Annotated in this window: 24 protein-coding genes; 10 read left to right on the top strand and 14 right to left on the bottom strand. The window is 72.2% G+C overall.

Annotation, left to right across the window (positions count from 1 at the left end; translation table 11 throughout):
* Window positions 1–263 precede the first annotated feature (263 nt).
* Entirely contained in the window at window positions 264–941 is a 678-nt protein-coding gene (locus F9278_RS10120; RefSeq protein WP_152168010.1) for a GntR family transcriptional regulator, read from the top strand.
* 37 nt (window positions 942–978) lie between these two features.
* Here the strand turns inward: F9278_RS10120 and pip are convergent, their stop codons facing one another.
* Together pip and F9278_RS10130 are read right to left on the bottom strand one after the other, a co-directional pair.
* Window positions 979–1,941 (bottom strand): prolyl aminopeptidase, encoded by a 963-nt coding sequence (gene pip, locus F9278_RS10125; protein ID WP_152168011.1) that lies wholly within the window; start codon window positions 1,939–1,941, stop codon window positions 979–981.
* Window positions 1,942–2,033: 92 nt separating this feature from the next.
* Window positions 2,034–2,792 (bottom strand): uracil-DNA glycosylase, encoded by a 759-nt coding sequence (locus F9278_RS10130; protein WP_152168012.1) that lies wholly within the window; start codon window positions 2,790–2,792, stop codon window positions 2,034–2,036.
* Window positions 2,793–2,921: 129 nt separating this feature from the next.
* Between F9278_RS10130 and F9278_RS10135 the strand changes: the two genes are divergently transcribed.
* Complete coding sequence (locus F9278_RS10135) at window positions 2,922–3,431, top strand: RNA-binding S4 domain-containing protein (protein WP_152168013.1); 510 nt, start codon at window positions 2,922–2,924, stop codon at window positions 3,429–3,431.
* A gap of 30 nt (window positions 3,432–3,461) precedes the next feature.
* On the opposite strand, the gene F9278_RS10140 is transcribed toward F9278_RS10135, so the two are convergent.
* The 3 genes from F9278_RS10140 to F9278_RS10150 all read right to left on the bottom strand — a co-directional run bounded on the left by F9278_RS10140 (window position 3,462) and on the right by F9278_RS10150 (window position 5,860).
* Complete coding sequence (locus F9278_RS10140) at window positions 3,462–3,911, bottom strand: DoxX family protein (RefSeq protein ID WP_152168014.1); 450 nt, start codon at window positions 3,909–3,911, stop codon at window positions 3,462–3,464.
* A 95-nt stretch (window positions 3,912–4,006) separates the two neighbouring features.
* Window positions 4,007–4,699: a class I SAM-dependent methyltransferase gene (locus F9278_RS10145; RefSeq protein ID WP_152168015.1), complete on the bottom strand. Its 693-nt coding sequence runs from the start codon at window positions 4,697–4,699 to the stop codon at window positions 4,007–4,009.
* Window positions 4,700–4,804: 105 nt separating this feature from the next.
* Window positions 4,805–5,860: an acyltransferase domain-containing protein gene (locus tag F9278_RS10150; protein WP_152168016.1), complete on the bottom strand. Its 1,056-nt coding sequence runs from the start codon at window positions 5,858–5,860 to the stop codon at window positions 4,805–4,807.
* Window positions 5,861–5,947: 87 nt separating this feature from the next.
* Between F9278_RS10150 and F9278_RS10155 the strand changes: the two genes are divergently transcribed.
* Window positions 5,948–6,214: a DUF6343 family protein gene (locus F9278_RS10155; RefSeq protein WP_152168017.1), complete on the top strand. Its 267-nt coding sequence runs from the start codon at window positions 5,948–5,950 to the stop codon at window positions 6,212–6,214.
* A gap of 20 nt (window positions 6,215–6,234) precedes the next feature.
* On the opposite strand, the gene F9278_RS10160 is transcribed toward F9278_RS10155, so the two are convergent.
* The 5 genes from F9278_RS10160 to rpsA all read right to left on the bottom strand — a co-directional run bounded on the left by F9278_RS10160 (window position 6,235) and on the right by rpsA (window position 10,498).
* Window positions 6,235–6,615 (bottom strand): tetratricopeptide repeat protein, encoded by a 381-nt coding sequence (locus tag F9278_RS10160; protein WP_152168018.1) that lies wholly within the window; start codon window positions 6,613–6,615, stop codon window positions 6,235–6,237.
* 49 nt (window positions 6,616–6,664) lie between these two features.
* On the bottom strand, window positions 6,665–7,294 hold the full coding sequence (gene coaE, locus F9278_RS10165) for a dephospho-CoA kinase (protein ID WP_152168019.1): 630 nt from the start codon (window positions 7,292–7,294) through the stop codon (window positions 6,665–6,667).
* 135 nt (window positions 7,295–7,429) lie between these two features.
* The gene (locus F9278_RS10170) at window positions 7,430–8,368 is read right to left on the bottom strand and encodes a PAC2 family protein (protein ID WP_152168020.1); all 939 of its coding nucleotides are present in this window, start codon (window positions 8,366–8,368) and stop codon (window positions 7,430–7,432) included.
* A 69-nt stretch (window positions 8,369–8,437) separates the two neighbouring features.
* A complete protein-coding gene (locus F9278_RS10175) occupies window positions 8,438–8,737 on the bottom strand; it encodes a hypothetical protein (RefSeq protein WP_152168021.1) in 300 nt (99 codons plus the stop codon).
* Between the two features lie 264 nt (window positions 8,738–9,001).
* Entirely contained in the window at window positions 9,002–10,498 is a 1,497-nt protein-coding gene (gene rpsA / locus F9278_RS10180) for a 30S ribosomal protein S1 (protein ID WP_045555221.1), read from the bottom strand.
* 320 nt (window positions 10,499–10,818) lie between these two features.
* Between rpsA and F9278_RS10185 the strand changes: the two genes are divergently transcribed.
* Together F9278_RS10185 and hrpB are read left to right on the top strand one after the other, a co-directional pair.
* Window positions 10,819–11,736, top strand: coding sequence for a class I SAM-dependent methyltransferase (locus F9278_RS10185; protein ID WP_193241421.1), 918 nt, complete (start codon window positions 10,819–10,821; stop codon window positions 11,734–11,736).
* A gap of 25 nt (window positions 11,737–11,761) precedes the next feature.
* Entirely contained in the window at window positions 11,762–14,326 is a 2,565-nt protein-coding gene (gene hrpB, locus F9278_RS10190) for an ATP-dependent helicase HrpB (protein ID WP_152168022.1), read from the top strand.
* 37 nt (window positions 14,327–14,363) lie between these two features.
* Here hrpB and F9278_RS10195 read toward each other — a convergent pair whose 3' ends face one another.
* The 3 genes from F9278_RS10195 to F9278_RS10205 form a co-directional block, all read right to left on the bottom strand.
* On the bottom strand, window positions 14,364–15,356 hold the full coding sequence (locus tag F9278_RS10195; protein WP_152168023.1) for a DUF3068 domain-containing protein: 993 nt from the start codon (window positions 15,354–15,356) through the stop codon (window positions 14,364–14,366).
* Window positions 15,357–15,377: 21 nt separating this feature from the next.
* Window positions 15,378–15,512 carry an SPW_0924 family protein gene (locus F9278_RS10200; protein WP_152168024.1) on the bottom strand — a complete coding sequence of 45 codons (135 nt, stop codon included), beginning with the start codon at window positions 15,510–15,512 and terminating at the stop codon, window positions 15,378–15,380.
* A 166-nt stretch (window positions 15,513–15,678) separates the two neighbouring features.
* Complete coding sequence (locus F9278_RS10205) at window positions 15,679–17,442, bottom strand: lytic transglycosylase domain-containing protein (protein WP_152168025.1); 1,764 nt, start codon at window positions 17,440–17,442, stop codon at window positions 15,679–15,681.
* A gap of 385 nt (window positions 17,443–17,827) precedes the next feature.
* Here F9278_RS10205 and F9278_RS10210 point away from each other — a divergent pair, with 385 nt between their 5' ends.
* Window positions 17,828–18,679 carry a DUF4184 family protein gene (locus tag F9278_RS10210; RefSeq protein WP_152168026.1) on the top strand — a complete coding sequence of 284 codons (852 nt, stop codon included), beginning with the start codon at window positions 17,828–17,830 and terminating at the stop codon, window positions 18,677–18,679.
* Window positions 18,680–19,366: 687 nt separating this feature from the next.
* On the opposite strand, the gene polA is transcribed toward F9278_RS10210, so the two are convergent.
* Window positions 19,367–22,123 (bottom strand): DNA polymerase I, encoded by a 2,757-nt coding sequence (gene polA, locus F9278_RS10215; RefSeq protein WP_152168027.1) that lies wholly within the window; start codon window positions 22,121–22,123, stop codon window positions 19,367–19,369.
* A 171-nt stretch (window positions 22,124–22,294) separates the two neighbouring features.
* Here polA and F9278_RS10220 point away from each other — a divergent pair, with 171 nt between their 5' ends.
* From F9278_RS10220 to F9278_RS10235, 4 genes are all read left to right on the top strand, one after another.
* Window positions 22,295–24,574, top strand: coding sequence for an FdhF/YdeP family oxidoreductase (locus tag F9278_RS10220; RefSeq protein WP_152168028.1), 2,280 nt, complete (start codon window positions 22,295–22,297; stop codon window positions 24,572–24,574).
* 81 nt (window positions 24,575–24,655) lie between these two features.
* Window positions 24,656–25,144, top strand: a complete 489-nt coding sequence (locus F9278_RS10225) for a hotdog fold thioesterase (protein ID WP_152168029.1) — start codon at window positions 24,656–24,658, stop codon at window positions 25,142–25,144.
* A gap of 81 nt (window positions 25,145–25,225) precedes the next feature.
* Window positions 25,226–25,654, top strand: coding sequence for a hypothetical protein (locus F9278_RS10230; RefSeq protein ID WP_152168030.1), 429 nt, complete (start codon window positions 25,226–25,228; stop codon window positions 25,652–25,654).
* Window positions 25,651–26,301: a Tat pathway signal sequence domain protein gene (locus F9278_RS10235; RefSeq protein WP_152168031.1), complete on the top strand. Its 651-nt coding sequence runs from the start codon at window positions 25,651–25,653 to the stop codon at window positions 26,299–26,301. The genes F9278_RS10230 and F9278_RS10235 overlap by 4 nt, the downstream gene beginning before the upstream one ends.
* Window positions 26,302–26,390: the final 89 nt, after the last annotated feature.

The raw sequence follows: 26,390 nt of genomic DNA on the forward strand, positions 1-26,390 counted from the left end.
TACCAAACTGCGCTCATGGTCCTCCCGTCAACCGTTCGGACCGATGTCGCCGTTGTTAACGCCCCGTAAAAGACCCCCGGAGCCGGCGATCGGAGCCCCCGACTCTGCTGCGCAATTCGGCTGAGCAGCAGGGACCCGCTGGGAAAGCCGCACCGGCCACCGCGTCATCGCAGGTCGCGGTCCGGGCGGCGGAGGCTCCCTGGAATTGCGCAGCAGAGTCGCCCCCGGAACCAAAGACCGCCGGAGTCGACGAAGATTGCCCCATGAGCTCCGTGGCTCCGGAAGGAGCGAAGATCGAACCCCTCGGCGCGGTGCGCGAGCGCGTCCTCGGCGCCTTGCGGCAGGACATCATCGCGGGGCGCCTGCGTCCGGGCGACCGGCTGGTGGAACGCGAACTGGCCGACCGTTTCGGGGTCTCCCGGGTGCCCGTGCGCGAGGCGATCCGCGCGCTGGTCGCCGAGGGCTTCGTCCACTTCGAGACCCCGCGCCGCACGGTCGTCCGCCGACTCACCCCGGCGGACGTGGCGGAACTCTTCGAACTGCGCGAGGCCCTGGAGGTCTACGCCGCCGGGCTCGCCGCCTCCCGCGCCACCCCGGAGTCACTCGCGGAGCTGTCGGCCCTGCTCGACCGGGCGGCGGAAGCGACCCGCGCCGGGGACGCCGAGACGATCACCGACATCAACACCCGCTTCCACGACCGTGTCCTCGCCATGGCCGGCAACAGCCTGCTGATCTCCGTGATGGAACCGGTCGACGGCAGGCTGCGCTGGCTGACCCGCCAGAACACCGAGTGGCCCCAACTCCTCACCGAACACCGCGAGCTGTACGACGCCATCGCCTCCGGCGACCCCGACCGCGCCCGCGCCCACGCCCTCACCCACGTCCGGACCAACTACCGGTCGACGGTGCGGCACCTGTTCGGCGAGGACAGCGCACCGTAGGCCCCGGTCGGAGCCGGGGCTCGACGCCCTCCCCGCCTCAGCCCCTGGCGTATCTGTCCGTCGCCGCCACGAGCGCCTGCGCCATGTCCGGTGCGCCCGCGTCGTGTCCCACGTCGTCGACGAGGACCAACTCGCTGCCGGGCCAGGCGTGGTGGAGGCGCCAGACGACGCCGAGGAGGTTGCCGGGGTCGAGGCTCCCCTGCACGAGGGTGCCCGGAATGCCCTTGAGCAGCGGCGCGTCACGCAGGACGACGCCGTCCGCGCCGCCCCCGTCGAGGAAGTGGCCGTTGCCCCAGTAGTGGGTGACGGTGCGGGCGAAGGCGTAGCGGAACACCGGGTCCTCGTAGCGCGGCACCGAGCGGGGCGGCTGCGCCGCGATGGCCGTCTCCCAGTCGGTCCAGGCCCGCGCCGCCCGCGCCCGCACCGCCTCGTCGGGCGACTCCAGCAGCCGGTTGTACGCGGCCGGCAGGTTCCCGTCCCGCTCGTCCTCGGGCAGCTCGGCCAGGAACCGTTCGAAGGCCTCCGGGAAGAACTGCCCGAGTCCCCTGGTCAGCAGGGCGACTTCGGCGTCGGAGGCCGTGGCGACCCCCGTGAGCACCAGCTCCGTCACGGCCGCCGGACACGTCTGCGCGTACCGCAGCCCGAGCGCGGACCCCCACGACACGCCCCACACCAGCCACCGCCCGATCCCGAGATGCCGCCGCAGCAGCTCCAGATCGGCGATCAGACGATCCGTCGTGTTGACACTCATATCGGTCGCGTACGCGCTCGCCGGCGGCGTCGAACGCCCGCAGCCGCGCTGGTCGAGCAGCACGATCCGGTACGCCTCGGGGTCGAACAGCCGGGGGAACCACGCGTTGGCCCGGGACCCCGGCCCGCCGTGCAGCACGACCGCCGGCTTGCCCCGCGGATTCCCGCAGACCTCCCAGTAGACGCGGTTGCCTTCCCCGACGTCGAGGAGGCCGTGGTCGTACGGTTCGATCTCCGGATAGATGGGCATCGCGCGACCTTAACCGGCGTACGACGGCGCGGGCATCCGCTTTTCCGCCCGCCCCGACCGGCCCGCGATGCCCTGCCACCCCTCCCCCTCGGCTACGAGGTGACGTCCAGCCCCGCCGCCTTCGCCGCCGTACGCAGGACCTCACGCAGCATGGCGGGGGTCAGGCGGCCGGTGAAGGTGTTGCGCTGGCTCACATGGAAGCAGCCGAAGAGGTCGAGCCCGTCGAGCGGTACATGGGTGCCGTGGCCGAAGGCGGGCCGTGGCCGGGGGACGTGCAGACCGGCCTCGGCGAGCGCGGGCAGCGTGGCCTGCCAGCCGAAGGCGCCGAGCACGACCAGCGCCCGCAGCGTGGGCCGCAGCAGCTCCAACTCCCGGACCAGCCAGGGCCGACAAATGTCGCGCTCCTCGGGCGTCGGCTTGTTGGCGGGCGGCGCGCAGTGCACGGGGGAGGTGATCCGTACGCCGTACAGCTCCAGCCCGTCGTCCAGGGCGACCGCGGTGCCGCGCGAGGCCAGGCCCACCTCGTGCAGCGCCGCGTACAGCACGTCGCCCGAGCGGTCGCCGGTGAACATCCGCCCCGTCCGGTTCGCCCCGTGCGCGGCGGGCGCGAGCCCGACGATCAGCAGGGCGGCGTCGGACGGCCCGAAGCCCGGCACCGGCCGCCCCCAGTACTCCTGGTCGGCGAACGCGGCACGCTTGGTCCGCGCCACCTCCTCCCGCCACTCGACCAGCCGGGGACAGGCCCGGCACCCGGCGATCCGCGCGTCGAGCGCGGCCAGCCCGGCGCTCCCACCGCCCTCGCCACCGCCCTCGACGAAGCCCTCGCCGTCACCACCACTGCCGCCGCCCATGTCTCCACGGTACGTCCGGCGATCGCCTCCCCAGGAGAACCGAGGGAGGGCCGAGGGAGGCCGGTCGAAGGCTGGCGGAAGACCGAGGGAAGGCCCGTGTCGGTCCGGCCGGGGAGCTAAGGTCGAGGCATGGCTTCTGAAGGTACGGAGGAGCGGACGGACGGTCCGGCCACCACGGACCGGGGCTCCGACGGGTCGCCGGCGGCGTCCGCCGAGGCCGCCCGCCCGGCGAGCGGCGAGACCGTGCGCGTCGACAGCTGGATCTGGTCCGTCCGCCTGGTCAAGACCCGTTCGGCGGGCGCCACCGCCTGCCGGGGCGGCCACGTCCGTGTCAACGGCGAACGCGTCAAGCCCGCGTACGCGCTGCGCGTCGGCGACGAGGTGCGACTGCGGCAGGCCGCCGGCCACGAGCGGATCGTCGTCGTCAAGCGTCTGATCCGCAAGCGGGTCGGCGCGCCCGTCGCCGTCGAGTGCTACGTGGACAACTCCCCGCCGCCCCCGCCCCGCGAGGCCACCGCCCCCGCCGGCATCCGCGACCGGGGCACCGGCCGCCCCACCAAACGCGACCGCCGCGACCTGGAACGCCTCCGCGGCCTGGCCGAGTCCGCCAACGCCGAACGCCAACGCCGCCCCACCTAGCCGACCGCGTGCGCATCGCGGCAGCGGCGCTCACGCCTCCCGTCGTACGAACTTCGTCAGCCCTGTCACGTCCTCGCGTCGCACCCAGGCGATCAGGGCGAGCGGAACGATCAGAATGAGCGGTGTCGCCGCGTGCTCCCCGTCGAACGCGGTGATCTGGGTGATGAACGCGCCCACCATCAGCGCACTCAGCGACACCGCCGCGACCGAGGCCAGCGCGGGGATCAACAGCCCTATGGCACCCGCCAGTTCGAGCGCGCCGATGGTGTACATCCCGGCGCTGCCCCAGCCGAGCGTGTCGAAGGACTCGACGGCCGACGGGTGCGCGATCAGCTTGGGCAGCGCGCTCGCGAACGCGTAGAACAGCGCGATCACGATCTGCAGCGCGCGCAGCGAGATCCGGGCGCCCCTGCCGCGCGTGGTGCCCTTCGGGCCGGCGGGCGAGGCGACGCGGGTGACGGGAGCGGTGGTCTCGGACATGGCATCTCCTGTGTGAAGCGGTTCGGTGGTGCTGTCACAGAGGTAGACCGGGCCACTCCCTCGAACTCATCGCCGTCCGCCGGGATTTCACGCGCTCATGCCGACGGCACCGCCTTCACCCAGATCCGGTCCTCCGTCAGATACCGGTCCACCTTCAGCCCCGCCTCCCCCAACGCGTCCTCGAACTGCTCCTTGGTCAGTGGTCGCGCCCGGAACGTCTGGGTCCACTCGCCGTCCGGGAAGATGTACTCCACGAACACCGAGTTGACCCCGTCCCCGACCGGTTCGGTCGACGCTATGCGGACGGTGAAGCCACGGGGGTCGACCCGCTCCCGGGGCACGTTCGTGTGGTAGTCCTCCCCCTCGCGCTGGATCAGCACGAAGCCGTCGTCCGCGACATGCCGTAGACAGGTCGCGAGCAGGGCGCGCCGCTCCTCGGGATCCCCGGTGTGGACGAGGAACGACGCGAGCATGACCACGTCGAACGTCTCGCCCAGGTCGAGCCCCTCGATCGGGGCGCATATCGTACGGGCCCCGCGCACCCGCTCCAGCATCTCCGCCGACTCGTCGACGGCCGTGACGGTGAACCCCCGCTCGATCAGGGGGTGGGTCATCCGGCCCACCCCGCTGCCCAGTTCGAGAATGCCCGCGCCCGCGGGCGCGACGCCCGCGATCACCTCCGGCTCGTCGCCCACCGGCAGTCGCGCGTACAACTCGACCGCGCAGCCGTCCGGGGTGATCGCGCCGGGTCCGGTCCCCTCGTGTCCCTCACGCATCTGAATGCTCATATCCGTCCAACGGCCGGACGGACAAGGGCCGTTCCTGTCACGCCGCACTCGATGGGGTGAACCTGCGTGCCCCGGGCCGCTCATGCCGACGAGCCCGAGTGCACCTCACCAAGCGAACCACCCATGCCCGCTGTACCAGTGCCCACCGGCCCGCAGATGGTCGGCCACGGCCCGTTCGAGGCGCGTCCGGCGCGGCAGTGTCTCCACCGGCAGGTCCGGGTCCCCGAACACGAAGCGGATCGGCAGGTGGTCCTCGGGTTCGCCGGTGCCGCAGGTGGTCCGGAACCGCTCCTGGAACCGGACGATGTTGGCGTCCGCCGGCAGATACCTCTTCAACTGAGGATCGAGGAGCCAGGAGTGGCAGCAGCCCGCCGTGTAGCGCTCCTGCGGGTAGTGCCGCGCGAAGAAGTCATGGGCCGCCGCCAGCGACCGGTCGCACGCGGCGGGTGTCAGCGGTCCCGCGTAGTCGGGAATGTGCAGGTCGAGACAGAGGTCCCCGGGCCGCAGCGGCAGACCCGCCGCCGCCAGCGCGACGCCCTCCCGGCCGCCGACCCGTGACCGCTGGTACTGCAGCCGGCCGAGCTGGAACAGTTCCCCGTGGAAGTGCAGCGAGAACCAGGTCGGCGCCATCAGCCCGCCCACGCCGTACGCCCGGCGGTGCAGCACCAGGCCCCGGCCGAGGTCCGCCAGGGTGCGCCGGGAGATGTCGTCGGGGATGCCGCGCTCGCGGTGGTGGGCGCGCACGTACGGCAGGGCGGCGACGAAGGCGTACACATGAAAGTAGCGGCCGAGCGGGCCCGACTCCAGGGGGAGCGGCAGCAGCCGCAGCCCCTTGCCGATCCTCCCCATGTCCCGCACGAGACCGTCGGCGCACCGGCCGAGCAGCCAGGTGGCGCCCTCGTCGGCGGCCAGTGTGCGGCGCAGCGCGATCAGGTCGTTGATGTCCTCGAACGGCACGGCGAGGTCCACCAGCGCGTCCAGCAGCTCGTCGCCGTCCGGCACGACCGGCACGTCCGGCAGCCGCGCCTCCGCCCCCGGGAAGCCGCTGAGGGAACCGCCCCGGGCACCGCCCGAGGCGCGCTCCCGGGTGCTCTCGCTCTCCTCCAGGCCCTTCAGCCAGTCGGCGAGCCTCTCGTCCGCCCGCACCGCGTCCAGCAGCATCGTCCCTCCCCCGTCGCACCGCATCGGTCCCCTGGAGAACGTACGGGGCGGGGAGTACGTTTCCGAGTAGGGCGAGGAGGAGATCCGATGCGTACCGGCAGTGAACCGACGACAGCGCGCAGTCCTCTGCGGATGCGGCTCTGGCTGAGCGTATGGGGTCTGATCTGGGCGATCGCCGGGACTGCGGCCTTCGTGCTCGTCGGCCGCCCCGGGTGGGCCGTCGCCTGCGGGGTGCTGTGGCTGATCGTCACCGTCGACCTGGTCATGGTCGTACGCCACATCCGCCAGGGCCCGCACTACCAGCCGGGCCGGGACGTCCCGCCGTACCAGCCGCCGAGGCACCGCCACCCGTAGCGAGCGCCCCCGCGCGGCCGTCAGGAATCGAAGCGTGCCGCTTCCAGGTACTCCGGGTTCGGGTCCAGGGCCGCAGCCAGCCGGAAGTGGCGCTTGGCCTGGTCGTCGCGGGCCTGGCGCTGGTAGGTGCGCGCGAGGGCGAAGTGCGCGAACGCGTTGTCCGGCTCGCGCTCCAGGACGATGGTGAACTCCAGCTCGGCCGGGCGCAGTTGGGCCGCCGCGAAGAAGGCGCGGGCGCGCAGCAGCCGGGCCGCCGTGTTCTCGGGGTGCTCGGCTATGACCCGGTCGAGCAGCTTGACCGCGCCCCGCGGATCGCGCGCGGCGAGCAGTTGCTCGGCGGCGCGGAAGTCGATGACATGCGTCTGAGGGCTACGTCCGGTGGAACCGCTGGTCTCGGGCACGGCTGAGTCCTTCCCTTGCTGCGAGGGTTCAACGCCCCCTGCGACCCCGCTATTCCTGTGTGTGTTCGGACCGCTCCCGGGGCGCGTGTGCCCGTCGTACGAGGTCCGCCCAGACGTCCCGCACGCGTCTGCGCAGGTCGTCCAGGGGAACGTCGTTGTCGATGACGATGTCCGCGATCTCCCGCCGCTTCTCGCGGGTGGCCTGGGCGGCCATGCGCGCGCGGGCGTCCTCCTCGGTCATGCCGCGCAGGCGGACGAGGCGGTCGAGCTGGGTCTCGGGGGCCACGTCCACGACGACCACCAGGTCGTACAGCGGGGCGAGTCCGTTCTCGGCGAGCAGGGGGACGTCGTGGACGACGACGGAGTCCTCGGCGGCGGCGTTCTCCAGCTCTCTGGAGCGGGCGCCCACCAGGGGGTGCACGATCGCGTTCAGCGCGGCGAGCTTCTCGGGGTCGGCGAAGACGAGGGAGCCGAGCTTCGGCCGGTCCAGGCTGCCGTCCTCGGCGAGCACGCCCTCGCCGAAGGTGTCGACGACCGCCGCGAGCCCGGGGGTGCCCGGTGCGACGACCTCGCGTGCGATGCGGTCGGCGTCGATCAGCACGGCGCCGCACTCCACGAGCAGCCGCGACACCTCGCTCTTGCCGGCGCCGATTCCGCCGGTGAGACCCAGTTTCAGCATGCCCGGCAGCTTAGGCCCTGCCACTGACACCGCCACAGGGCCCACCGACGAATCCCGGTCCTCACAGACCCCGGTCCTCCGGATTCCAGCTCTCCGGATTCCAGCTCTCCGGATTCCAGCTCTCCGGACCCGGTCTCAGCCGTCGCCCTCACGCTCCGCCAGGAACTTCTCGAACTCGCGCCCGATCTCGTCCGCGGACGGGATGTCGACGGGCTCGGCAAGCATGTTGCCCCGTGTCTCGGCGCCCGCCGCCGCGTCGTACTGGTGCTCAAGGCCCTGCACCAGGGCGACCAGTTCCTCGTCGCCCTCGCGGATCTGCCGGTCGATCTCCGTCTGTGTGCGGTGCGCCTCCGTGCGCAGCGCGTGCGCGACGGCGGGCAGCACCAGCCCGGTGGCCGCCGTGACGGCCTCCAGGACGGTCAGGGCGGCGTCCGGGTAGGGCGAGCGGGCGATGTAGTGCGGCACGTGCGCGGCGACGCCCAGCACGTCGTGTCCGGCCTCCATGAGGCGGTACTCCAGGAGGGACTCGGCGCTGCCGGGTACCTGGGCCTCCTCGAAGGGGCTGCGGTGGCCGGGGACCAGCTCGGCGCGGTTGCCGTGCGGGGTGAGGCCGACGGGGCGGGTGTGCGGGACGCCCATGGGGATGCCGTGGAAGTTCACCGACAGGCGCACGCCGAGCCGTTCCACGATCTGCCGGACGGCGGCGGCGAAGCGCTCCCACTCGACGTCCGGCTCGGGGCCCGACAGCAGCAGGAAGGGTGCTCCGGTGGCGTCCTGGACGAGCCGTACGTCGAGCGTCGGCTCCTCGTAAGCGGTCCAGCGGTCGCGCTTGAACGTGAGCAGCGGGCGCCGCGCGCGGTAGTCCACGAGCCGGTCGTGGTCGAAGCGGGCCACCACCTGGTGGGGCAGTGAGCCGAGCAGTCGTTCGACGATCTGGTCGCCCGTCTCACCCGCGTCGATGTATCCGTCGAAGTGGTAGAGCATGACAAGTCCCGCCGACTCCTGGGCGAGCGCCATGTCGACGACTGCCAGGCCCTTCGGCTCCCATGCGTACAAACCCTGCGGATCAAGCACTGTGACCGCTCCTCCTCGTGTTCCTCCTCCACAACGCGGAACGGTGGCCGGGCATTCCCGGAAACCGCTTCACGAATACGGCCCGCGCCCGTCACGACCGCCGCATGCGCGCTCCACGCGCGCGTGGAGCGCGGTCACGGCGAGCGGTTTGTGGCGGCGGTGGTCGGGTCCGCCGGGGACGGAGTTCCGGGCGGCCTCCACATGGGGTGTCCGGCGCCGGTGGTGGGAGAACGAGGACGCCGGCTCCGTGCGGTACTTGGCGCCGTGGATCCCCACCCCCGCGGCCACCGCGCGCCGTTCGCGCTCCCGGGGCGCGATCCGAGCGCAGGAGTCGGGCGTGGCACCGAAGTTGTAGTCGCCGACCAGCACTCCGCGTCCACGGAGCGTGAAGTCGCCCTTCCGGGGCGCGCGGTGGGGCCCGTGCGCGCCGGGCGGCTTCCGCTGTGGGCGCGAGCCCCAGTGCGCCCGTCGTCCCGAACAAACGCCCCCGCGCCACCGGCCGGTCCCTCCGCGCGGAAACCGCCGTCGGCTGCTCGCCCGTGAGGGCCCGCGCCCCCGGAGCAGCACTGAGGGCCCGCACCCAGAAGGGTGCGGGCCCTCAAGCGTCATCGGCTAACGGTCAGCCGTGAGTGCTCAGCTCTGGCCGCCGGCCAGCTTCTCGCGGAGAGCCGCCAGGGCCTCGTCCGAAGCCAGGGCGCCGGAGGTGTCCGCACCCTCGGAGGAGTACGAGCCACCACCCGCGGCCGGAGCCGCACCCGCGGCGTCGCCGCCCTCGGCCGCGGCAGCGGCGTCGGCCTCGCGGGACTTGATGACCTGGGCCTGGTGCTGCTCGAAGCGCTGCTGCGCCTCGGCGTACTGGCCCTCCCAAGCCTCGCGCTGGGTCTCGTAGCCCTCGAGCCAGTCGTTGGTCTCGGGGTCGAAGCCCTCGGGGTAGATGTAGTTGCCCTGGTCGTCGTAGGACGCGGCCATGCCGTACAGGGTCGGGTCGAACTCGACCGAGGCCGGGTCGGCACCGAAGGACTCGTTGGCCTGCTTCAGCGAGAGGCTGATGCGGCGGCGCTCGAGGTCGATGTCGATGACCTTGACGAAGATCTCGTCGTTGACCTGGACGACCTGCTCCGGGATCTCCACGTGGCGCTCGGCCAGCTCGGAGATGTGGACCAGACCCTCGATGCCCTCGTCGACGCGCACGAACGCGCCGAAGGGAACGAGCTTGGTGACCTTACCGGGAACGACCTGCCCGATCTGGTGCGTGCGGGCGAACTGCTGCCACGGGTCCTCCTGGGTCGCCTTCAGCGACAGGGAGACGCGCTCGCGGTCCATGTCGACGTCGAGGACCTCGACCGTGACCTCCTGGCCGACCTCGACGACCTCGGAGGGGTGGTCGATGTGCTTCCAGGAGAGCTCGGAGACGTGGACGAGACCGTCGACGCCGCCGAGGTCCACGAACGCACCGAAGTTGACGATCGAGGAGACGACGCCGGAGCGGACCTGGCCCTTCTGCAGGGTCGTGAGGAAGGTCTGGCGGACCTCGCTCTGGGTCTGCTCCAGCCAGGCGCGGCGGGACAGGACCACGTTGTTGCGGTTCTTGTCCAGCTCGATGATCTTGGCCTCGAGCTCCTTGCCCACGTAGGGCTGGAGGTCGCGGACACGGCGCATCTCGACGAGGGAGGCCGGCAGGAAGCCACGGAGGCCGATGTCGAGGATGAGTCCACCCTTGACGACCTCGATGACGGTACCGGTGACGATGCCGTCCTCTTCCTTGATCTTCTCGATGGTGCCCCAGGCGCGCTCGTACTGGGCGCGCTTCTTCGAGAGGATCAGGCGGCCTTCCTTGTCCTCCTTCTGGAGAACAAGGGCTTCGATCTCGTCGCCGACCTTGACGACCTCGTTCGGGTCGACGTCGTGCTTGATCGAGAGCTCGCGGCTCGGGATGACACCTTCGGTCTTGTAACCGATGTCGAGCAGGACCTCGTCCCGGTCGACCTTCACGATGACGCCGTCGACGATGTCGCCGTCGTTGAAGTACTTGATCGTCTCGTCGATCGCGGCGAGGAAGGCTTCCTCGTTACCGATGTCGTTGACCGCAACCTGCGGGGTGGTGGCGGTGGTCTCGGTGCTGCTCGTCATGTGGGAAAGGGCTCCGGTACGGACATTGAAGTCGTAGGTACTGCTACGCCGGGAGCCCGTGTCGCTCTGAAGAAGGCCGGACAGCCAAGGAAGCGCCACACCAGGCAAAAAGCCGGTGACGCCTCGAAAACCGAGGGGACATACGACAGATGCGAGCGCAGCCTGCTACGTCTGAGGTGCGCAGGCCCGCAGCGCAACTTGTAGCATACGGGGGCAGCCAGGCAGGGTCAATGCGCGAAGGCGCACACCCGGGGCGGAACGCCGCATACCCGGCACAAAACCTGTCCCTTGAGGCCACGCGGGCCTGGGAGACCCCATTCGTGACACCACCGGAGCGGGTCGCGCCACGCAGGTTACGGAAGAGTACGACGAGGGAGCCGATCATCCAAGAGCCCGATGTCCACGAAGCCGACGCGGTCCACGGGGCCGGCGACACGTCCGAGGCGGACGACGCGGAGGCCACCCGGCGCGACGCCGGGGTGACGGAGAGTTCCCGGGCCAACCGGGGCTGGTGGGACCGCAACGCCGACGAGTACCAGATCGAGCACGGCACGTTCCTCGGCGACGACCGGTTCGTCTGGGGTCCGGAAGGGCTCGACGAGGTGGAGGCGGAGCTGCTGGGGCCGCCCGAGGAGTTGAAGGGCAGCGACGTCCTGGAGATCGGCGCCGGTGCCGCGCAGTGCGCGCGCTGGCTGGCCGCCCAGGGTGCCCGCCCGGTCGCCCTGGACCTCTCCCACCGCCAGCTGCAGCACGCCCTGCGCATCGGCGGATCGTTCCCCCTGGTGTGCGCCGACGCCGGTGATCTGCCGTTCGCGGACGCCTCCTTCGACCTGGCGTGCTCGGCGTACGGGGCGCTGCCCTTCGTCGCCGACCCCGTGCGGGTGCTGCGGGAGGTCCGCCGAGTGCTGCGCCCCGGTGGCCGTTTCGTCTTCTCGGCGACCCATCCGATCCGCTGGGCCTTCCCCGACGAGCCCGGCCCCGAGGGCCTCACCGTCTCCGGCTCCTACTTCGACCGCACGCCGTACGTCGAGCAGGACGACAAGGGGAACGCGGTCTACGTCGAGCACCACCGCACGATCGGCGACCGCGTCCGGGACGTCGTGGCGGCGGGCTTCCGGCTGGTCGACCTGGTGGAGCCGGAGTGGCCCTCCTGGAACACCTCCGAGTGGGGCGGCTGGTCCCCGCTGCGCGGCAACCTGATCCCCGGGACGGCGATCTTCGTGTGCGAGCGGGACTGAGGGGAGCACGCGACACACTGGGGGCGTGATCCGTTACGACGCCCTGGACGCGCTGCCCGTGCGCGGCGCCCTGCCCGCTCTGGACACCGCTCTGGAGGGGCACGGCACCGCCGTCCTCGTGGCGCCGCCCGGCACGGGCAAGACGACGCTGGTGCCGCTCGCCCTGGCGGGGCTGCTGGACGGCGGCCCCGTACGGCGGGTGGTCGTCGCCGAACCACGGCGGATCGCGGCGCGGGCGGCGGCACGGCGGATGGCGTGGCTGCTGGGCGAGAAGGTCGGCGAGAGCGTCGGCTACACCGTGCGCGGCGAACGGGTCGTCGGTCCACGCGCGCGCGTGGAGGTCGTCACGACCGGTGTCCTGCTGCAACGGTTGCAGCGGGACCAGGAGTTGCCGGGCGTCGACGTCGTCGTGCTCGACGAGTGCCATGAACGGCATCTGGACGCGGACACGGTCGCGGCGTTCCTCCTGGACGTACGCGCGGCGCTGCGGCCCGAACTGCGGCTGGTGGCGGCGTCGGCGACGACGGACGCGCAGGGCTGGGCCCGGCTGCTGGGCGGGGCGCCGGTGGTCGCGGCGCAGGGGGTGTCGTACCCCGTCGAGATCGTGTGGGCGCCGCCGGCCCGTCCGGTACGGCCGCCGCACGGGATGCGGGTGGACCCGGCGGCGTTGACGCATGTGGCGTCGGTGGTGCGGCGGGCGCTGGCCGAACGGGAGGGTGACGTCCTGTGCTTCCTGCCGGGGGTCGGCGAGATCGCGCGGGTGGCCGGGCAGCTGGGGGATCTCGGTGACGTGGAGGTGCTCCAGGTGCACGGGCGGGCGCCGGCGGCCGTGCAGGACGCGGTGCTGGCGGGCGGGGAGCGCCGTCGGGTGGTCCTGGCGACCTCGGTGGCCGAGTCCTCGCTGACGGTGCCCGGGGTGCGGGTGGTCGTGGACTCCGGGCTCGCGCGGGAGCCACGGGTCGACCACGCGCGCGGGCTGAGCGCGCTGACGACGGTACGGGCCTCGCAGGCGGCCGGGCGGCAACGGGCCGGGCGGGCGGGGCGCGAGGCTCCCGGCGCGGTCTACCGCTGCTGGGCGGAGGCCGAGGACGCCCGTCTGCCGCGCTTCCCCTCCCCGGAGATCAAGGTGGCCGACCTGACGGCGTTCGCCTTGCAGGCGGCGTGCTGGGGCGATCCGGAGGGGACCGGGCTCGCTCTGCTGGACCCGCCGCCGGGCGGGGCGATGGCGGCGGCGCGGAGCGTCCTCGCGGCGATCGGCGCGGTCTCCGCCACGGGGCGGGCCACGGAACGCGGCACCCGGATGTCCCGCCTGGGCCTGCACCCCCGGCTGGCCCGCGCCCTCCTCGACGCGACGCCCCTGGTCGGAGCGGAGCGCGCGGCGGAGGTGGTCGCGCTGCTGAGCGAGGAGCCGCCACGGGAGTACGGCGACGATCTGGCCGCCGCGCTGCGCCGTGCCCGGCGCGGTGGTGACGCCTACGCGGCCCGCTGGCGCACGGAGACACGGCGTCTGCGGGCCGCATCACCGCCCGCGCCTCCGGCGCGGTCCCTTTCCCACCCGCAATCCACCCATGACTCCCCACCGGGCGAACCGTGCGGTGATGCTCCGCAGGGTGGCGGGGAGGATCGGCGGGTCGGGGTGGTGGTGGCGCTCGCGTTTCCCGAGCGGGTCGCAAAGCGGGACGGGGGGTCGTATCTCATGGTCTCCGGGACTCGGGCCGAGGTGCCGGAGGGGTCCGCGTTGCGCGGGGTGCCCTGGATCGCCGTGGCTGTCGCCGACCGGGCGGTGGGCGCCGGGCACGCGCGCGTGCGGCTCGGGGTCGTCGTGGACGAGGGGGTCGCGAGGGAGGCCGCCGGGAATCTGTACGGCCGGGTGGAGGAGGTCGCGTGGCGGGACGGGGACGTCGTCGCCCGGCGGGTGGAGCGGCTGGGGGCCGTGGAGTTGGCGGTGCGGCCGTTGCGGGAGGCGGCACCCGGCCTCGTACGGGAGGCGTTGCTGGAAGGGCTGCGGACCGAGGGGCTCGGCCTGTTGCGGTGGTCCGAGGACGCGGCCCGGCTGCGGGAGCGGCTCGCGTTCCTGCGGGAGCGGCTCGGCGAGCCGTGGCCCGAGGTGTCCGACGGTGCCCTGCACGCGCGCGTGGACGACTGGTTGGAGCCGGAGTTGGGCCGGGCCCGGCGGCGGGCGGACCTCGGGCGGATCGACGCCGGGGAGGGGCTGCGGCGGCTGCTGCCGTGGGCCACGGGCGACGCCGTACGGCTGGACGAGCTGGCGCCCGAGCGGATCGAGGTGCCGAGCGGGTCCCGGATCCGGGTCGACTACGCGCGGCCCGAGCAGCCGGTGCTGGCGGTGAAGCTGCAGGAGATGTTCGGGCTGCGGGAGTCGCCCGTGCTGGCCGGGGTGCCGGTGCTGGTGCATCTGCTGTCGCCCGCCGGGCGGCCCGCCGCCGTCACCGCCGACCTCGCCTCGTTCTGGAGGGACGGGTACAAGGCCGTACGGGCGGAGCTGCGCGGGCGCTATCCCAAGCATCCGTGGCCCGAGGACCCGGCGACGGCCGAGGCGACCCGGCACACGAACGCGCGGCTCAGGCGTTGACCGGCTCGGGGACCGACCTGCTCGGGCGTCGATCCGCTCAGGCGTTGACCGGCTCGGTCTCCGTGGGCCTGCTGGACTCCGGTTCGCCGGGGCGGCGGCCCCGGGCCTCGACGTAGAGGGAGAGCGCGAGGAGCAGGATGCCGAGGCCGAGGAAGCCCCAGGGCAGGTAGGAGGTCATGAGGAGGACCAGGAGGCGCTGGGACTCGACCAGGTCGACGGTGTGCTCGATGTAGTCCTCGCGCATCTTCACGTGCCCGGCGAAGGCGGTCACCTTCTCGCGGTCGCCCAGGAGTGTGCCGCCGCGGAGCTCCTCCTTGTGGATCTCCTCGCCGTAGACGGGGGCGCCGGTGACGGGTTCCACCCAGAACTTGCGGACCGTGGTGTACCAGCGGGTCGTGCCGGTCTGCGCGACCGTCTCCCGGGTGATGCCCTCGACGGGCATCACGCGCGGGAAGGGCACCTCGGTCCAGGGGATGGTCTGCTCGAAGTAGTAGACCTCGACGCCGCGGAAGTCCTGGGTGCCCTTGTAGTGGATGGGGGCGGTGATCCGGGCCTGGGCGTCGAAGTACTCGTAGTCCCTCTTCTCCGTGAGGAAGGGCCACTTGAACTCCAGGCCCTCCCGCTTCACGGGGTCGCCGTCGACCGTCTCGCCCTTGGCGTGCACGGGTTCCTGGGTGTGGGCGTCGAAGATGTACCGCTCTGGGATGCGGGAGACCGTCTCGCCGTCCGGGCCCTGGACGTACGACAGGCCGTCCCAGACGACGACGTCCCGGTCGGTGGTCTTCTCGATCTCCTCGGAGGCCTCCACATCGCCCTTGAGGGTCTGCACGATGGTGACCTTCGGAACCGTACGGGCGGTCATGGTGGCGTAGTCGAGGAGGGTGGCGTCCTTCGCCTCCAGGACCATGTCCTGGTACTGGTTCGCCGGGATCTTGGCCAGGTTCGGGAAGACGTACCAGCGCAGCAGTGGGGACAGCGCGGTGAAGAACACGGCGAGCGCGAGCAGGATCAGACCGGCCCTACGGCGCATCTCGGCCTCCTTCCCTGGCGGCTACGGATGTGCGGGGATCGTCGTGAGCAACGGCTTCGGGGACGTCTCACCCGTCGGTGAGCCCACGGCCGTGAGGGTGAACGCCAGGGCGAGGGCGAGGACGAGACCGGTCGCGACGGCGATCAGGGCGCGCATACGGACCTCCCGACTACGGGTCTCACGACGGGAACTGATACTTCGTCAGGTCCGGCACCGTAGCAACGCGGGGGCGAGATGAGAACACGTTGCGCAGACAACAACGGCGCCCCTCCTGGAAGAAAGGGCGCCGCCGTGTCCGTACGGCCGAGCGTGCGGACACGGCCTAGGACGCGTCGGTGCTCGGGGTCTCCGCATCGGCGGGCGTGGCCGGGTCCGTGGGCTCCGTCGGCTCGGCGGGTTCCTCCACCGTCAGTTCCAGGGTGAGGGTCGCGCCGCCCTCGGTCTCCACGCGGAGCAGGAACGTGCCGACGGCGTCGTCCGCGGAGAGCTTCGGGAGGGTGAGGAGGCCGTCCGCGTCGGTCTCCAGTGCCAGGGTGCGTACGGGCTTTTCGTCCGCGTCCTTGAAGTAGGGGCCCTTGTCGTTCTCGGTGACGTCGAGGAGCGACTTGACGAGGGTCGCCTTGACCGCGACGTTGTCCGCGATCGCGCCCCGGTAGGTGGCCTTGAGGCCGATCTGCTCCGCGAACTCCCCGTTCGGGACGCAGGTCAGCGCGGTGGTCGTGGTGCGGGCGAGGGCGTCGGCCCGGCGGGCGGTGACGGTGACCTTGTGGTCGAGAGCGGCCACGGTACGGCCGACGACGGTGGCGCGGACCGTGACCGTGCCGGTCTTCTCCCCGGCCACGAGCGCCGGGGCGGTGGCCTTGCCCGCGCTGTCGGTCTGGACGGTCGCGACCTTCTCGCCACCGGTGAAGGTGGTGTCCGAGTCGCCGACGACGGTGAAACGGACCCGGACCTTCGCCACGGCCTTGCCCGCCTTGGTCTCGGTGCGGGTGACGAGCCTGCCGGTGAAGGTGTCGCCGGCCATGGCCGTGAGGTTCGCCGCGCCCGCGTTCTCCAGGTGGTCCACCGTGTCGGTGGGGGTGCCCGGAGTGCCGGGCGTCGAGGGCGGGTTGGTGGTCGGCGGGGGCGGCGTGGTGGTGCCGCCGCCGGGCTCCTCGGTCTCCGGCTTCTCCGGCTTCGGCGGGGTGGGGCTGGGGCTGGGGCTCGCCGAGGAGTCGCCGTTGTCGTTCCCGCCGCTGCCGGAGCTGTCGGTGTTGCCGGAGCTCGGGGTCTCGGGCAGGGAGCCGGTGCCGTCCGGGATCTCGTGGGTGCCCTTGCGGTAGTACTCCAGCCACGTCATGACGGTGTTGTAGTACTCCGTCGAGTTGTTGTAGCTGAGGATCGCGCTGCGCAGGTTGGCGTCGTTCGACAGGTCCCAGTCGAAGCGGCACAGATAGTGGCCGGCGGCGAGGGCGGCGTCGTAGATGTTGTTGGGGTCCTTGACGCCGTCGTCGTTGCCGTCGCGGCCCGCCCACTCCCAGGTGGAGGGGATGAACTGCATCGGGCCGACCGCCCGGTCGTGCGTGGTGTCGTCGTCGTACACGCCGTTGTCGGTATCGCTGATGTTCGCGAAGCCGTTGCCGTTGAGCTGCGGGCCGAGGATGCCGGTCGTCGTGCCCTCGGCGTCGACCTGGCCGCCGCGCGCCTGGCCGGACTCCACCTTGCCGATGGCGGCGAGGAGCTGCCAGGGCAGATTGCAGCCGGGCTTGGAGTCGCGCAGCGACGACTCCGCCTTCTTGTAGGCGTCGAGGACGGTCGCGGGTATGCCGCGCTCGGAGCCGCCGGTGGTGCCCGAGGTGCCGCCCGTGCCCGTCGTCGGGGTGGGGCTGTCGAGGGGCGGAAGGTCCGTGAAGTACTGGGAGTTGCCCGAGGCGGTCTCGTCCGCCTGGGTGCTCATCTCCGGCGAGGGCGCGCCCGCGCTCTGTCTGCCCGCGCTGTCGGTGGTCACTCCCGGGGCCTGGGAGGCGGCCAGCGCCGCCACCGTGGCCGCGGCCAGGGCGGTCGTGGCCGCCCCCTTGCGGAGCCTCAAACCGAACTGCGCCGCCATTGAGTGAACCCCTCCCGGTGGCCGAACGCCTCGGCGTTCTTCCCGTGTGTCCGTCTACTGATGCCTCGGGCATTCTCCGGTTTCGCCGGACCGGCTTCCCTGCCCAGGTACACCGACTCCGGAGTTGCGGTCTTGGTTGCCCTGTTCCGGCATTCCCTTTTCCAGAACTCCGGTGGCCACCGCACCAACCGGCACGACGGCCCAGGCGACCCTACGACAACTTCCGTCGCCCGGACACCCGTTCGTGCCCGGTATTCACCTATTGGCCATATCGGTTTCCTGTCACGCGGGCACGCTTCGGAGGGGCGGGCCCGAGTCGCGCATACTGGCGACCGGTCATCGCCGGACCGACCCGTCCGGTCAAAGTCCGTCACAGGGGGACGACTTGCCCTTCACGCTCAGCCACGCGGCCGCCGTACTGCCCGCCCTGCGGGGGAACGGGACCGCACGCGGACCTCTGGTGGCGTCGGTCCTCGTCGCCGGTTCGTTCGCGCCCGACATGACCTACTACGTGGCGAGCGTCCTGCCCGAGGCCATGGAGTTCGGCGATGTCACGCACTCCTTCGCCGGGGTCTTCACCGTCGACGTCCTCGTCACCTGGGCGCTGGTCGGGCTGTGGCTGCTGCTCCGTGAGCCGCTGGTCGCGCTGCTGCCGAGGGGGCGGCAGGGCAGGGTGGCCGCGCTGGTGCGCTGCGGGAGCGGGGCGCGGCGGTTCAGCCCCTCGCTGGTCCTGTGGTGGTACGTGTCCGCCGCCCTCGGATCGCTGACCCATGTGGTGTGGGACGCGTTCACGCATCTCGACCGGTGGGGGATGCGGCTCTTCCCCGTCCTCGGCGAGGAGATCGCGGGCTCGCCGCTCTACTGGTACCTCCAGTACGGCGGCTCCGCGGTCGCGGCGGTCGCGATCGCCGCCTTCCTCCGGCTGGCCCTGCGCCGGCAGCCGGTGGCCGAGCCCGTGGGCGTGCCCGTGCTGTCCTCGGCCGACCGGTGGGTGGCGGGCGCGGTCATCGGGGGCTGCGCGCTGGTCGCGGCCGTGCAGCGGGTGGCCCGCTGGTGGGCGCACTGGGGTGCGGTCGCCAAGCCGTACGAGGTGATCCCGACCGTGTGCTTCGGGGCGGGCGCCGGGCTGGTGGTCGGCGTGGTCCTGTACGGCGTCGGTGTCAGGGCGCGGCGTCCGGCTCCGGCCGCTCCGGTGCCCGGCGTCGACGCGGAGGCGGACAGCTCGGTCCGCCGCTGAGGGCCGGGCGCCGGGCGGGTACTCCGCTGGGGATGCGGGGTCTGGCGGCGCGGGGGGCGTACGGGGGGACGTGTCCGAGGAGGGCCGCCAGGGGGTGGGTCAGCGGCCAGGGGTAGAGGCTGTGCGGCCGTCGGACGCGTGGGCCGGTCCAGGGGGCCCTGGCGAGGCGGGTTCGCATCCCTGACAGGCGGGTGGCAGCTGTCGCTGTACGGCGGCGGAGCGTGCGTATGCCCATGCGGGCATCCTTGCGGTTGCGCTCCGCTGGGGGCGCGGTGGTGGGGGCCGGTCGGGTGACACCGGGCGCGGGGTGCGGGTGCGGGTGCGGGTGGTTTTGGGTGCGGGTGGTTTTGGGTGCGTGGTCAGGTGCGGGTGCGTGTCTTGGTCGGGTGCGGGGTCGGGTGCGGGGTCGGGTGCGGGTGGGTGGGGGCTGGTCGCGCAGTTCCCCGCGCCCCTGAAAAGCCGGGGCTGCGCCCCGTGCTTTTCAGGGGCGCGGCCCCGTCGCCTTTCACGGGCCCGCAAACGCGTGTCGCCCCTCACGCCCCGCAGACCCGTCGCTCTTCAGTTCGGCGGCGCCCAGTCTCTTGAGGGGCGCGGGGAACTGCGCGAGAAGCACCACCGGGCCCGCGCCCGACAACGCAGCCCGCCCGCACCCGTCGCCCCCCGTCGCCCCCCGTCGCCCCTTGGTCGTCAGTGCGCCGCCGACTCCCAATCGGGGCCGTACCCCACCGAGACGTCCAGCGGGGCCCGCAGATGAACCGCGTTGGCCATCTCGTGGCGGAGGATCCGCTCCGTGCGGTCGCGCTCTCCGGGGGCGATCTCCAGGACGATTTCGTCGTGGACCTGGAGGAGCATCCGGGAGGCGAGGCCCGCCTCGTCCATGGCACGGCCGACGTTCAGCATGGCGATCTTGACGATGTCCGCGGCGGTGCCCTGGATGGGCGCGTTGAGAGCCATCCGCTCGGCGGCCTCGCGACGCTGGCGGTTGTCGCTGTTGAGGTCGGGCAGATAGCGGCGGCGGCCGAAGAGCGTCGCCGTGAAGCCCGTCGCCCTCGCCTCGTCGACGGCCCGGCGCAGATAGTCCCGTACGCCGCCGAACCGCTCGAAGTACGCGTCCATCAGGGCCCGCGCCTCACCCGCGTCGATGTTCAGCTGCTGGGAGAGGCCGAACGCGGAAAGGCCGTAGGCCAGGCCGTACGACATCGCCTTGATCTTGCGGCGCATCTCCGCGTCCACGGCGGACTGCTCGACGCCGAACACCTGCGCGGCGGCCGTGGTGTGCAGGTCCTCGCCGGAGGTGAACGCCTCGATCAGGCCCTCGTCCTCGGAGAGGTGGGCCATCACACGCAGTTCGATCTGGCTGTAGTCGGCCGTCATCAGGGACTCGAAGCCCTCGCCGACGACGAAGCCCCGGCGGATGGCCCGGCCCTCGTCGGTGCGCACCGGGACGTTCTGGAGGTTGGGGTCCGTGGACGACAGCCGGCCCGTGGCGGCGACCGTCTGGCTGAAGGTGGTGTGGACGCGGCCGTCCGCGGCGATCGTCTTGATCAGGCCCTCGACGGTGACCCGGAGCTTCGCCTGCTCACGGTGGCGGAGCATGATCACCGGCAGCTCGTTCTCCGTCTGGCCGGCCAGCCAGGCGAGAGCGTCCGCGTCCGTGGTGTAACCGGTCTTCGTGCGCTTGGTCTTGGGCAGGCCCAGCTCGCCGAAGAGGACCTCCTGCAGCTGCTTGGGCGAGCCGAGGTTGAACTCGTGCCCCGCCGCCGCGTGCGCCTCCTTCACCGCCTGCTGCACCGCGCCCGCGAACATCTGCTCCATGGCCTCCAGATGGGCCCGGTCCGCCGCGATGCCGTGCCGCTCCATCCGGGCCAGCAGCGCGGAGGTCGGCAGTTCGACGTCCCGGAGGAGATCGGCCGCGCCGACCTCCTGAAGGCGCTCCCCGAAGGCCGCGCCGAGGTCGAGGATCGCGCGGGCCTGCACCATCAGCGCGTCGGCCTCGGCGCCCTCGTCCGCGCCGAACGCCAGCTGCCCGTCGGCCGTGGCGGCGGGCGCCAGCTCGCGGCCCAGGTACTCCAGGGAGAGCGCGTCCAGGTCGAAGGAGCGGCGGCCCGGCTTGACCAGGTAAGCGGCGAGCGCGGTGTCCATGCCGACGCCCTCGACGGTCCAGCCGTGATCGGCGAAGACCCGCATCGACGCCTTGGCGTTGTGGAACACCTTCGGTCTGGCCGGGTCGGCGAGCCACGCCGCCCACGCCGTCTCGTCGGCCTCGTCCAGCTGGCTCGGGTCGAACCAGCCCGCCGCTCCCCCGCCCGCCGCTCCCCCGCCCGCCGCTCCCCCGCCCGCCGCGAGCGCGATCTCGGCGACCGAGCCGGTGCCGAGCGCCCAGGTGTCGACGGTGGCGACGCCGAGGATCTCCGTGCCGTGCTCGGCGAGCCAGGGGGCCAGCTCGCCGGAGCCGAGGACCGTGCCGTCCACCTCGACGCCGGGGGCGGCCGGCTCACCGGCGTCGGCCTCCTCGGCGCCCGGGTCGACGGCGAGCAGACGCTCGCGCAGCGACGGGTTGCGGATCTCCAGGGTGTCCAGGACCATCGCGACGGCCTTGCGGTCGTACGCCTCCCGCTCCAGGTCGGCGACGGCCTTGGGCAGCTCGACCGTGCGCACCATCTCGGTGAGGCGGCGGTTGAGCTTGACGGCCTCCAGATGGTCGCGGAGGTTCTGCCCGGCCTTGCCCTTGACCTCCTCGACGCGCTCGACGAGGTCAGCGAACGAGCCGAACTGGTTGATCCACTTCGCGGCGGTCTTCTCGCCGACGCCGGGGATGCCGGGGAGGTTGTCGGACGGGTCGCCGCGCAGGGCCGCGAAGTCCGGGTACTGGGCCGGGGTGAGGCCGTACTTCTCGAACACCTTCTCGGGGGTGAACCGGGTCAGCTCCGAGACGCCCTTCGTCGGGTAGAGCACGGTGGTGTGCTCGCTGACGAGCTGGAAGGAGTCGCGGTCGCCGGTGACGATGAGGACCTCGAAGCCCGCGGCCTCGGCCTGGGTGGCGAGGGTGGCGATGATGTCGTCGGCCTCGAAGCCGTCGACGGCGAAGCGGGCGGCGTGCATCGCGTCGAGCAGCTCGCCGATCAGCTCGACCTGGCCCTTGAACTCGTCCGGGGTCTTGGAGCGGTTCGCCTTGTACTCGGTGAACTCCTCCGAGCGCCAGGTCTTGCGGGAGACGTCGAACGCGACCGCGAAGTGGGTGGGGGCCTCGTCGCGCAGCGTGTTCGCCAGCATCGACGCGAAGCCGTAGATCGCGTTGGTCGGCTGGCCCGTCGCCGTCGTGAAGTTCTCCGCGGGCAGCGCGAAGAACGCGCGGTAGGCCAGCGAGTGCCCGTCCATGAGCATCAGCCGGGGACGGCTGCCGCCGGGGGTGCTGTCGGTCTTCTTCGTTCCAGTCTCTGCCACGCCCCCGATCCTGCCACGTACCACTGACACCCGGCCCCCGCCTCCGGCGCCCGTCCCGTCCGCCGGTCCCGTCCGCCGGTCCCGCTCGTTTCCCGTCGTGCGTGCGTGCGAGGATCGGAGTCGTAGCCTCACGCCCGAATCAGCACACGCGTACGCGAATGGGGAGCAGCCATGGCCGGCAAGGCGCCGAAGAGTGATCCGGTTCAGGACGCGCCGCGGGTCGCGGAGCCCAAGCACGCGGCGGCGGGCCTGCCGGCGATCGGGCACACCTTGCGGATCGCGCAGCAGCAGATGGGGGTGAAGCGGACCGCGCTGACGCTGCTGCGGGTCAATCAGAAGGACGGCTTCGACTGCCCCGGCTGTGCCTGGCCGGAACCGGACCACCGGCACGCCGCGGAGTTCTGCGAGAACGGCGCCAAGGCGGTCGCCGAGGAGGCCACGCTGCGGCGGGTCACCCCGGAGTTCTTCGCCGCCCACGGCGTGGCCGATCTCGCCACGCGCAGTGGCTACTGGCTGGGGCAGCAGGGGCGGCTCACCCACCCCATGTACCTGCCCGAGGGCGGCGAGCGGTACGAGCCGGTGTCCTGGGAGCGCGCCCTCGACATCGTCGCCGAGGAGCTGAAGGCCCTCGCCTCTCCCGACGAGGCCCTCTTCTACACCTCCGGCCGGACCAGCAACGAGGCCGCTTTCCTGTACCAGCTCTTCGCCCGCGAGTTCGGCACGAACAACCTGCCGGACTGCTCCAACATGTGCCACGAGTCCTCGGGCTCCGCGCTCAACGAGACGATCGGCATCGGCAAGGGCAGCGTCCTGCTGGAGGACCTCTACAAGGCCGATCTGATCGTCGTCGCCGGCCAGAACCCGGGGACGAACCATCCTCGGATGCTGTCCGCCCTGGAGAAGGCCAAGGCGAACGGCGCGAGGATCATCACCGTGAACCCGCTGCCCGAGGCCGGCCTGGAGCGGTTCAAGAACCCGCAGACCCCGCAGGGCATGCTCAAGGGCGCCGCCCTCACCGACCTGTTCCTGCAGATCCGCATCGGCGGCGACCAGGCACTGTTCCGCCTCCTGAACAAGCTGGTCCTGCAGACGGAGGGTGCCGTCGACGAGGCATTCGTCGCCGAGCACACCCACGGGTTCGAAGAGTTCGCCGAGGCCGCCCGCGCCGCCGACTGGGACGAGACGCTCACCGCGACCGGCCTGACCCGCGAGAAGATCGACGAGGCGCTGCGCATGGTGCTCGCCTCGAAGCGGACCATCGTCTGCTGGGCCATGGGCCTCACCCAGCACAAGCACTCCGTGCCGACCATCCGCGAGGTGGTCAACTTCCTTCTGCTGCGCGGCAACATCGGCCGCCCCGGCGCCGGTGTCTGCCCGGTGCGCGGGCACTCGAACGTGCAGGGCGACCGCACCATGGGCATCTTCGAGCGGCCCGCCCCGGCGTTCCTGGACGCCCTGGAGAAGGAGTTCGGCTTCGCCCCGCCCCGGGAGCACGGCTACGACGTCGTCCGGGCCATCAAGGCCATGCGGGACGACAGGGCGAAGGTGTTCTTCGCGATGGGCGGCAACTTCGTGTCGGCCTCCCCCGACACGGAGGTCACGGAGGCGGCGATGCGCCGGGCCCGGCTCACCGTGCATGTGTCGACGAAGCTGAACCGCTCGCACGCCGTCACGGGCGCGCGGGCGCTGATCCTGCCCACCCTGGGCCGCACCGAGCGCGATCTCCAGGGCGGCGGCGAGCAGTTCGTGACCGTCGAGGACTCGATGGGCATGGTGCACGCCTCACGCGGCCGGCTGGAGCCCGCCGGCGGGCAGCTGCTGTCCGAGACGGCCATCGTGTGCCGGCTGGCCCGCCGGGTCCTCGGCGAGGAGAGCCGCACACCGTGGGAGGAGTTCGAGAAGGACTACGCGACCATCCGCGACCGCATCGCGCGCGTGGTCCCCGGTTTCCAGGACTTCAACGCGCGCGTGGCCGACCCGAACGGCTTCGCCCTCCCGCACGCCCCGCGCGACGAGCGCCGCTTCCCCACGGCCACCGGCAAAGCCAACTTCACGGCCGCGCCCGTCGAGTACCCCGAACTGCCCGAGGGCCGTCTGCTCCTTCAGACGCTGCGCTCGCACGACCAGTACAACACCACGATCTACGGCCTCGACGACCGCTACCGGGGCATCAGGAACGGCCGCCGGGTCGTCCTGGTCAACCCCGAGGACGCGCGGGAGCTGAAGCTCGCCGACGGGTCGTACGTGGATCTCGTCGGCGAGTGGAAGGACGGTGTGGAGCGCCGGGCCGACGGCTTCCGGGTGGTGCACTATCCGACGGCCCGCGGCTGTGCCGCCGCCTACTACCCGGAGACCAACGTCCTGGTCCCGCTGGACGCCACCGCCGACACCAGCAACACCCCGGCCAGCAAGTCCGTCGTGGTCCGTCTGGAACAATCGTCGACCGACTGAGCGTTTGCTCAGGAGGGCCGGCGCACCCGCGCCGGCGGCGCCCCCGGCCGGCGGCGCGCGACCGACGACGAACGGAGCCCCATGGGCGAGCAGCACCACGCGAAGTTCCCGCAAGAGGTCATCGACGAGTACGCGGCCCTCGGCATCGACCTGGTGGCGATGTTCTCCGCCGGACATCTGGGCACCCGTATGGGCGTCCGGATCGTGGAGGCGTCGGCGGACCGGGTCGTGGGGACGATGCCGGTGGAGGGCAACACCCAGCCGTACGGGCTGCTGCACGGCGGCGCGTCCGCCGTGCTCGCGGAGACGCTGGGGTCGGTCGGCTCCATGCTGCACGCCGGCAGCTCCAAGATCGCCGTCGGCGTCGACCTGAACTGCACCCACCACCGGGGCGTACGGTCCGGGCTGGTCACCGGTGTCGCCACACCGCTGCACCGGGGCCGCTCGACGGCGACGTACGAGATCGTCGTCAGCGACGAGGCGGGCAAGCGGGTGTGCACGGCCCGCCTGACCTGTCTGCTGCGCGACGCCCCGGTGGCGGCGGGTGAGCCGGCGCGGGCGGCGGATTGACCGCGGCGAAGGCCGGGCGGGCGGCGGTGACGGCCACTTCGCCTCTGGTCGCCCGGGGCGGACAGGCCCTAGCGTCGAGGCATGGCAACGGGAGGAGCGCCCCGCCGTCCGGGGGCGGCACTCGGGCCGACGCTGCTGATCGGCGTCCTGGTCACCGGGTGCGCGGCGGGCACGACGGACGGGCGGACGGACGGACGCGGCGGCTCGCCGTCGGCCTCGGCCACCCCGCACCGGCCGTCCCCGTCGGCCACGCCGCCCGAGGCGTTGTGCGCGCGGATCGTCGCGCACTGGGCGCGGGAGGTGCTGGACGGCGGCACCTACGGGGACTACCAGTCCATGGGGCTGTCGAACGGGCAGTACGACGTCCTGCGGGCGGTCGTGGACGCGGCACGGGCGGAGAAGGAGCGCGCGGGGCCGACCGCCGCCGAGCGGCTGATCGTCCGGCGGGCACGCGCGGACTGCCGGGAGCTGTATCGCTCGGGCGGTCCGGGCGGGGGTCCCTGGTCATGAGCGGTGTCGGCCCGGTCGAGCCCGGTGAGGGCACGCGCGCGGGGGACGCGCCGGGACCGGGCTCCGCGTCCGCGCCGGAGCCCCCTCGCGGGCCGTTGGCGCAGGTGTACGCCCGGCACCGCCGCGCCGTGCTCGCGGTGGCGGCGGCCATGTCCGTACTGGCCGGCGGCGTCGCCCTGTACGCGACCCGGCCGCACCCGGCGCCGACGACGCCGGAGCCGACGCCGAGGGAGGCCCCGTACCCCTCCCAGGCGATCGGGGTGAGCTATCTGGGCCCGGTGACCCGGTCCGCCGGGACGCCGCGCGGGAGCTTCGGCTTCGAGCTGGAGCTGCGCGTGCGGTACGGCCCGGCGATCACGGTCGAACGGATGGCCCAGCCGTACGCGGGTCTCAGCCTGCGGACGGACCCGCACACTCCGTTCCGGATCGGGACGAAAGAGCCCCGAAAGATCGTCATCACCATGCGCATCACGGAATGCGGAAAAGTGCCGGAGAACGCCGGACTTCCTTTCCTGGATGTAACTCTACGTAATACGCGCGCAATAGAACCGCACAGTTTCATCTTGGGCGAGCGCTATGCGCAGGACCTCTCCGATGCCCTCCAAGTCGCCTGTAGCAACGATTCCATGTCATCACCAAAAGCCTGAACACTCCTGAACCTACCCGCGTCGACCCTGCGGGTTCTCAGCATGCGGACAGGGCGAATCGGCCTGAATTCCGCACATCCACCCACTGA

The organism is Streptomyces phaeolivaceus (assembly GCF_009184865.1).
Taxonomy (GTDB): Bacteria; Actinomycetota; Actinomycetes; order Streptomycetales; family Streptomycetaceae; genus Streptomyces; species Streptomyces phaeolivaceus.

What these genes read in the sequence shown, in the direction of transcription:
- F9278_RS10120 (WP_152168010.1), top strand. Translation starts at nt 264, where the DNA reads ATGAGCTCCGTGGCTCCGGAAGGAGCGAAGATCGAACCCCTCGGCGCG.
- pip (WP_152168011.1), bottom strand. Translation starts at nt 1,941, where the DNA reads ATGCCCATCTATCCGGAGATCGAACCGTACGACCACGGCCTCCTCGAC.
- F9278_RS10130 (WP_152168012.1), bottom strand. Translation starts at nt 2,792, where the DNA reads ATGGGCGGCGGCAGTGGTGGTGACGGCGAGGGCTTCGTCGAGGGCGGT.
- F9278_RS10135 (WP_152168013.1), top strand. Translation starts at nt 2,922, where the DNA reads ATGGCTTCTGAAGGTACGGAGGAGCGGACGGACGGTCCGGCCACCACG.
- F9278_RS10140 (WP_152168014.1), bottom strand. Translation starts at nt 3,911, where the DNA reads ATGTCCGAGACCACCGCTCCCGTCACCCGCGTCGCCTCGCCCGCCGGC.
- F9278_RS10145 (WP_152168015.1), bottom strand. Translation starts at nt 4,699, where the DNA reads ATGAGCATTCAGATGCGTGAGGGACACGAGGGGACCGGACCCGGCGCG.
- F9278_RS10150 (WP_152168016.1), bottom strand. Translation starts at nt 5,860, where the DNA reads ATGCTGCTGGACGCGGTGCGGGCGGACGAGAGGCTCGCCGACTGGCTG.
- F9278_RS10155 (WP_152168017.1), top strand. Translation starts at nt 5,948, where the DNA reads ATGCGTACCGGCAGTGAACCGACGACAGCGCGCAGTCCTCTGCGGATG.
- coaE (WP_152168019.1), bottom strand. Translation starts at nt 7,294, where the DNA reads ATGCTGAAACTGGGTCTCACCGGCGGAATCGGCGCCGGCAAGAGCGAG.
- rpsA (WP_045555221.1), bottom strand. Translation starts at nt 10,498, where the DNA reads ATGACGAGCAGCACCGAGACCACCGCCACCACCCCGCAGGTTGCGGTC.
- F9278_RS10195 (WP_152168023.1), bottom strand. Translation starts at nt 15,356, where the DNA reads ATGCGCCGTAGGGCCGGTCTGATCCTGCTCGCGCTCGCCGTGTTCTTC.
- F9278_RS10200 (WP_152168024.1), bottom strand. Translation starts at nt 15,512, where the DNA reads ATGCGCGCCCTGATCGCCGTCGCGACCGGTCTCGTCCTCGCCCTCGCC.
- F9278_RS10205 (WP_152168025.1), bottom strand. Translation starts at nt 17,442, where the DNA reads ATGGCGGCGCAGTTCGGTTTGAGGCTCCGCAAGGGGGCGGCCACGACC.
- F9278_RS10220 (WP_152168028.1), top strand. Translation starts at nt 22,295, where the DNA reads ATGGCCGGCAAGGCGCCGAAGAGTGATCCGGTTCAGGACGCGCCGCGG.
- F9278_RS10225 (WP_152168029.1), top strand. Translation starts at nt 24,656, where the DNA reads ATGGGCGAGCAGCACCACGCGAAGTTCCCGCAAGAGGTCATCGACGAG.
- F9278_RS10230 (WP_152168030.1), top strand. Translation starts at nt 25,226, where the DNA reads ATGGCAACGGGAGGAGCGCCCCGCCGTCCGGGGGCGGCACTCGGGCCG.
- F9278_RS10235 (WP_152168031.1), top strand. Translation starts at nt 25,651, where the DNA reads ATGAGCGGTGTCGGCCCGGTCGAGCCCGGTGAGGGCACGCGCGCGGGG.